At 69.5% G+C, this 6,299-nt stretch carries 7 protein-coding genes; 3 read left to right on the top strand and 4 right to left on the bottom strand.

Annotated elements, in window-relative coordinates; all coding sequences use genetic code 11:
• Positions 1-109: 109 nt before the first annotated feature.
• The 3 genes from B5G20_RS09385 to B5G20_RS09370 all read left to right on the top strand — a co-directional run bounded on the left by B5G20_RS09385 (position 110) and on the right by B5G20_RS09370 (position 1,856).
• Positions 110-766, top strand: coding sequence for a hypothetical protein (locus tag B5G20_RS09385; RefSeq protein WP_239286964.1), 657 nt, complete (start codon positions 110-112; stop codon positions 764-766).
• A gap of 362 nt (positions 767-1,128) precedes the next feature.
• Positions 1,129-1,458, top strand: coding sequence for a minor capsid protein (locus tag B5G20_RS09375; RefSeq protein ID WP_087356650.1), 330 nt, complete (start codon positions 1,129-1,131; stop codon positions 1,456-1,458).
• Positions 1,458-1,856, top strand: a complete 399-nt coding sequence (locus B5G20_RS09370; RefSeq protein ID WP_087356649.1) for a hypothetical protein — start codon at positions 1,458-1,460, stop codon at positions 1,854-1,856. Before B5G20_RS09375 ends, B5G20_RS09370 begins: the two co-directional genes overlap by 1 nt.
• Before the next feature lie 977 nt (positions 1,857-2,833).
• On the opposite strand, the gene B5G20_RS10620 is transcribed toward B5G20_RS09370, so the two are convergent.
• The 4 genes from B5G20_RS10620 to B5G20_RS09345 all read right to left on the bottom strand — a co-directional run bounded on the left by B5G20_RS10620 (position 2,834) and on the right by B5G20_RS09345 (position 6,260).
• Complete coding sequence (locus B5G20_RS10620; RefSeq protein ID WP_239286963.1) at positions 2,834-3,205, bottom strand: hypothetical protein; 372 nt, start codon at positions 3,203-3,205, stop codon at positions 2,834-2,836.
• A 266-nt stretch (positions 3,206-3,471) separates the two neighbouring features.
• The gene (locus B5G20_RS09355; protein ID WP_087356647.1) at positions 3,472-5,019 is read right to left on the bottom strand and encodes an alpha-L-arabinofuranosidase C-terminal domain-containing protein; all 1,548 of its coding nucleotides are present in this window, start codon (positions 5,017-5,019) and stop codon (positions 3,472-3,474) included.
• Positions 5,020-5,217: 198 nt separating this feature from the next.
• On the bottom strand, positions 5,218-5,748 hold the full coding sequence (locus B5G20_RS09350; protein WP_087356646.1) for a methylated-DNA--[protein]-cysteine S-methyltransferase: 531 nt from the start codon (positions 5,746-5,748) through the stop codon (positions 5,218-5,220).
• A 113-nt stretch (positions 5,749-5,861) separates the two neighbouring features.
• Positions 5,862-6,260 carry a pyridoxamine 5'-phosphate oxidase family protein gene (locus tag B5G20_RS09345; protein WP_087356645.1) on the bottom strand — a complete coding sequence of 133 codons (399 nt, stop codon included), beginning with the start codon at positions 6,258-6,260 and terminating at the stop codon, positions 5,862-5,864.
• Between the last annotated feature and the right edge of the window lie 39 nt (positions 6,261-6,299).

Here is a 6,299-nt window from a genome sequence, read left to right as displayed (position 1 = left end):
GGGGCACCCGGGCGGCGCCCCCTCCTGAGGAAAGGCTATTCGGTTGGGGCCGGTACCGCGTGCGCGGAACGCCGGTACTCGGTAGGCGGAACAGCGGTACTATTTACGCGTGCTAGACAACCGAGGTATCCGCCTTCTGGCCGACGTCATAGACGTGGAGGAGGCGGGCGTGCTCGACTGCTTCGTGGAGGCGGGCAGCGAGCTGCAGCGCACGCAGGTGGCGCCGGAGGCCGACGCGTTCACGTTCTCGGAGATCGCCGGCCACGCCGGCGTGACCGTTACGGACGAGGACCTCTCCGCCGCCGAGGCGGAGGACATCCTGGCGTCCCTGCGCACCGTGACGAACGAGATGGACGAGTCGGAGGTCACGACGGGCTCGCGCATCCTGTTCATCACGCCCACGCTGAAGGGCATCTTGGACGACTTCTCCCTCGCGAACCCCAACCGCTCGAACCGCGTGCTCACGCGCTTCAGCCGCATTGTCGAGGTGCCGCAGAGCCGATTCTACACGGAGATCACCCTGAACAGCGGCGAGGGCGACCGGTTCGGCTACTCGAAGGGCGCGGCCGCGAAGGACATCAACTGGATGGTGGTTGAGCGCTCGGCGGTCATCAAGTTCGACAAGCACGTGGCGAGCCGTGCGTTCAGCCCCGACGAGCTGGAGACGCTGGACTCCTACATGATGAAGTGCCGGAAGTACGGCATCGTGGAGCTGCTGGACAACAAGCTGGACGGCGTGCGCGTGAGCGCGGCGCCGGCGGCGTAAGGGGCGCGCGATGGCTGCCGTCTCCTATGGGTTCTACCGGGACGGGTACGGCGGGGAGCTCTTCCCGGCCGCGCTCTCCGAGGCGATGCCGGCGGCGCTGCGGTGCGTCGGCGCGCTCACGGGCGCGCGGGAGGTGCGGCCCGAGTGGGACGCCGATGTCGCCGACGCCTGGCGGCGCGCGGCGTGCGCGGCCGCCGAGGCATTCGCCGAGTACGGCGAGGGGCGCGTGGGCGGCTTCTCCGTCGGGGGAGTTCTCCGTGACGAACTGCCGCGACGACGGCACGACGGGCGCCGAGGTGGCGCGGGCTGCTGCGCTGGCGGAGCTCGCCGGCACGGAGCTCGCCTTCGCGGGGGTGAGGTAGGTGCGCTTTCTGAGGACGATTCCGAGGCGGCTGCTGCCCGACGACATGCTGGTGTGGCCGGCTGCGGGCGACGGGACGTACGGGCCGTCCGCGCTGGTGAGGCACGTGCGCTTCGAGCGTACGGAATCTGCCGTGGACGACGCCCACCGCAGCGCGGACGGCGGCGCGGGGCGGATCTTCGTCGACGCGGCGAGCTCGGGGGGCGCCTTCGAGGTGCCCGCGGGGTCGCGCGTGCTGGTGGGCGCGGGGCCGAGCGCGCACGTGCTCAGGTGCCGGCGCTGCTGCGTGGTGCGCGGGCACGTGCACCACTGGGAACTGGAGGTGGGCTGATGGCTCCTTGCAGCGATGCGGCGGGCGCGGTGGCGTCGATGCTCTGTGCGCTGGGCTTCGCGGGCGTGTTCTGCGCCCCGCCCTCGGCGGGGTTTTGCGCCGAGCCGATCGTGGTGACCCAAGGGGCCTTCGCGCGGGAGGCGCGCCTGGCTGACGGCGGCGAGCGCGGGCGCGTGGACGTCGGCGTGCTGGTGTACCGCGAGGAGGCCGGTGCCGCGGAGGCCGTTTGCCTGGCTGCAGAGCGGGCACTGCGCGGGGCGGCGTGGCCGATCGACGTCGACGGGGTGAGGATCGCCTCGGCGGACTCCGACGGCTCCGGTCCGCGCGGGCGCGACGGGTCCGGGCGGTGGCTGTGGGGTTTCACCTTGATCTGCACGGTGTTGAGGCATGTTGGGTAACGGGCATGGACGCGGGCGCGGTAACCGCGGTCGCGACAATCATATAAAGGGGCCGGCTCGGCGCGATGCGCGGGACGATGGCCGGCTCGGCACCTCCGAGACCGACCGGTTGGGCCGCGAGCAGCAGCGGCGCGCCACCGCGTACGGACGCGCCCGGGGGCGGCTGTGAGCGGGTTCTCTGAATCTGCCCCATTCCCGTTGACACATCGAGTTCCGTTTGGGCATGATGCCGCAAACGGGGAAGGGGGGCATGGGGCGGGACATCCGTCGCCCGAGTACTCGGCAGGGTTCAGGCAGCAGGCGGCGAGGCTGCACAGGGGGCGGGGCGGTGCCTGCGCGGAGACCGCCCGCGAGCCCGGCGTCGACCCGGGGAGCCCGTCGGACCGGGTCGGGAGGGCCGACGCCGCGCAGGCGCCGGCAGGGGACAGCCCCTTCCAGACGGCGGGGGACCTCCGCGGGCCGAGGCGCGGGAACGAGCGGCTGAGGAGGGGGAGCGAGGTACTTTTAAAAGCGGGCGCCCTCTTCGCCGGCAGGCAGCCGTAGGCTCGCGGGCGGAGGGGGCGAAGTCCGCTTCCATCCCGCTCGACGAGGGCGCCTGGAACATATCCGGGATGTGCGCGGCCCTCCATGTCACCAGGCGGGGCCACCGCGCATGGAGAAGGCGGCCGCCGAGCGCGCGCGACCTGCGCGACGCCGAGCCGGCCGCGGCGATCTCCGGGATATACGCCGCCGGCCGCGGCGTCTACGGCGCCCCCAAGGTCCTCGCCGAGCTCGGGCGCTCCGGCGAGCGCACGTCGCGCAGGCGCGCGGCGCGCATCATGCGCGAGGAGGGCCTGTCCGGCACCACCGGGGGCGGCGCCAGGCGCCCGGGGGGGCGCGGCCGAACCGGCCGCCCCGCAGGCCGACACCGCGCCCGACCCGGTGCGCCGGGAATTCCGCGCGGACGGCCCGAACCGCGCGCGGCTCGCCGACATCGCCTATGCGAGGACCCATCGGGGCCGGATCTGCCCGGCGGCCGTCATGGACATACGGTCGCGCGGGATCGTCGGCCGGTTCATGGCGCCGCGCACGGCCGCCGGGCTCGCCGACGACGCGCTCGGGACGGCGATCGCGGGGCGGCGCCCGCCGAGGGGCCGCATCCGCCATCCGGACCGCGGCCCCCAGCACGCGTCGCCCCCGCTCGGGAAGACGATGCGCGCCGCGGGCATCGGGCCCTCCACGGGCCCCGTATCGTCGCCGTGGGACAACGCCGCGACGGGGTCGCCCACGGGGCCCGTCAGGGCCGAGCGCGTGCGCGCCCGCACGTTCGAGACGCGCGAGCAGGCGGCGCCGGAGATCTTCGTGTGCATCGGGCGCTCCTGCAGCAGGGTGCGGATACGCTCCGCGCTGGGGAGCCTCAGCCCCGAGGAGTTCGAGGCGGGGCGCACGGAGGGCGCCGCCCCGAGGGCAGCGCAGGGGTGTAAACGGAATCGGGGTAGATTCAGTCAAGCTGAAGGGCCTGACCCCGGCGGAGTTCCGGGAGCAGGCCCTTCGGGCGGCCGTCTAGCGGCTATCATTTATCGCGTCCAAGTTTTGGGACGCAGTTCAGTACCGGGTGGGGTGCAGCCAGCCGACCTTAACTGATGTGCAGCACGGTCCAGCTCACCGCGGGCAGCAGCACGCGCACCACGCCGGCGGCGGCATCGTAGCCGGCCGACTCGTTGGGCTGCAGCCTCACGCGGTTCTGGTCGTCGAGCGTGTTTGCGGCAAGCGGGTCATCGTTGTGCAGCGTCTGCGCCTCAACAAACGCAGGCTCTGTGCCCTCCGGCAGCTTGATCTCAAACGCGGCGCTCACCTCGAGCGAACGGTTTGCGGCAAAAATGGCGAGCGAGCCGTTGGCGCAGCGCACGGCCACGGCGTTAACGCCGTCGACCGCTCCATAGCGCGGCGTGTCCACGCGGTCCGCGGCGAGTTTGGGCTTCAGCACGGTGCCGCCCTTGGCCAGGCGCGCGGTCGCCGAGAACGGGAAAAACGTGGTCTGGCGCCAAGCCGGACCACTCGGCTCCGTCATGATCGGGGCGATGACGTTAACAAGCTGCGCTAGACTGGCGGCGTGCACGCGGTCGGCGTTCTTGAGCAGGGCGATCAGGAGGTCGCCGACCACCACGGCATCGGCGGCGCTGTAGACGTCCTCGAGCAGGCGCGGCGCCACCGGCCAGTTGCCGATGCCTTCGGGCACCTTGCTCGGCTCCTCGCCCTGATACCAGACATTCCACTCATCAAACGAGATATGCACGTCGTGCGTGCTCTTGAGGCGGGCTTTGGTGGCGTCAATCGTGGCGGCGACGTCTTTGATAAAGCCGTCCATGTCCACGCTGGAGGCGAGGAAACTCGCCATGTCGCGCGTACCGTCCTCGTTTAGATACGGCTGGTAGTAGGCATGGCAGGAGATAAAGTCTACGTTCTCGTAGGTCTTCTCCAGCACGGTCTGCTCCCAGGCGCCAAAGGTCGGCATGCCGTGATTGGAGGAGCCGCACACCACGAGCTCCAAGTCCGGGTCAATCTGGCGCATGCCGGCGGCTACGGACGCGGCGAGCGTGCCGTAGTCTTCGGCGGATTTGTGGCCGAGCTGCCACGGGCCGTCCATCTCGTTGCCGAGGCACCACATGCGGATGTTGAAGGGTTTGTCCGCGCCGTTGGCGCGACGCTGCTCGGAGAGGGCGGTGCCGTCCGGCACGTTGGCGTATTCCAGCAGGTCGAGGGCTTCTTGCAGGCCCCTCGTGCCCAGGTTGACGGCCTCCATCAGCTCGTTGCCACCGGTGACCTCGAGCCACTTGGCCATCTCGTGCAGGCCAAACTCGTTGGTCTCGGTGGAGTGCCAGGCAAGGTCGAGGCGGCGCGGGCGCTGCTCTTTGGGGCCGACGCCGTCCTCCCAGCGGTACCCGGACACAAAGTTGCCGCCGGGGTAGCGGACGGTGGTGACGCCGAGCTCCTTGACGAGCTCGATAACGTCCCCGCGAAAGCCGTGGCTATCGGCGGTGGGGTGCCCGGGCTCGTAGATGCCGGTGTAGACGCAGCGGCCGAGGTGCTCGACAAACGAGCCAAACAGCCGGTCGTTAACAGGGCCCACCTCAAAGTCGTCATCAACAACAAGGCGGGCGGCAAGAAGATTCTTCTGGGCCATAGGGGCTCCCTCCCGAGTAGCGGCTCGCTTGTCAGTGTAGCGCTGCACGAGGATGACTCATATTGGGACGGGGTTGTTTTGAGTCATGGCGACCACATTCGGGCTTGCGCTTCTCGGCGGGGCTTTGGGTAGCGAGCGATGCTTCGATTTGGTGGACAAAAGCGAGAAGGATGGTTGAGTAGGCTCCGCCCTGCGGCGTCAGACTGATGCGCGTTCCAACGCGAGCAGCGCCCGCTTGCGTTCAACACCGCCGGCGTAGCCGGTGAGGCTGCCGTCCGCCCCCAGCACGCGGTGGCAGGGCACGATGAGGGAGACGGGATTGCGTCCGACCGCCGATCCGACGGCGCGCGGAGAAGTGCGCGTTCCGAAACGTTCCTCGTATGCCTGCGCGAGCGCACCGTAGGTCGTCGTGGTGCCGGGCTCGATGTCCAGCAGAAGGTGCCATATGCGCTGTTGGTATGGCGTGCCTTGCAGATGAAGTGGCGGTAGGCTCCCGGGGTTCTCGTCTGCAAAGTAGGCGTCAAGCCATGCGCGCGTTGCGTCAATTGTGTGCTGCGCGGCGGGGTCTTGCGTGTCGACGTTGGTGGCGGTATCAAGACGCCGCTGCGCAGAGCCGAGCTCCCCAAAATGCTGCTGCCCGTCAAACCACAAGCCGGCAAGCCCCCGCTCGTCTGCGGCAAGCGTAATAGTGCCCAGCGGCGAAGCATATGCGCTGGTCATCACATCCATGAAAGCCTGTCTCCCTTGCTGTAGCGAAGATCCGATCGCACCTAGAGCAAAAGCGGCGGGCACGTGGGTGTCCGTCGCTCGGGGTGGGGAAGGGCGCCTGCGCGCGCAATCCGCTAGAACGTGACGGTCCGGGGCTCGGCGGTAAAGGAGCAGAAGGTCGCCGTGGCGTTTTCCAGGGCGAAGACTTCGCAGTTGCCGTCGTCGGCGGCATACATGCGGTGCAGGCCGGGGTACTCGTTAAGCACAGCCTGTCGTGCCTCAACGCGGTCGTCCTCCACGGCGTCGGCGGCAAGGCGCAGCCACGTGCCGCCCTTGCCTACGGCGCAGATCTCGATGCGCGGATGCGCGTGCATCTGGCGCGAGGCGGCCTTCTTCTTGCCGGTTTGGATGTAGAGCCTGCTCTCAAATTTGGCGATGGTGCCAAAGGGCCTGACCCGCGGATTGCCCTCCTCATCCACCGTGGCGAGGTAGTAGGTCTTGGCGGCTTTGAGGAACTCGAGCACGTCGTCCATAGCGGTCCTTTCTCTCGGTGGCTGAGGAAGTTGTACCCG

This window comes from Collinsella sp. An7 (genome assembly GCF_002159335.1).
Taxonomy (GTDB): domain Bacteria; phylum Actinomycetota; class Coriobacteriia; order Coriobacteriales; family Coriobacteriaceae; genus Coprousia.
This window is presented reverse-complemented; position numbering and strand designations above follow the sequence as displayed.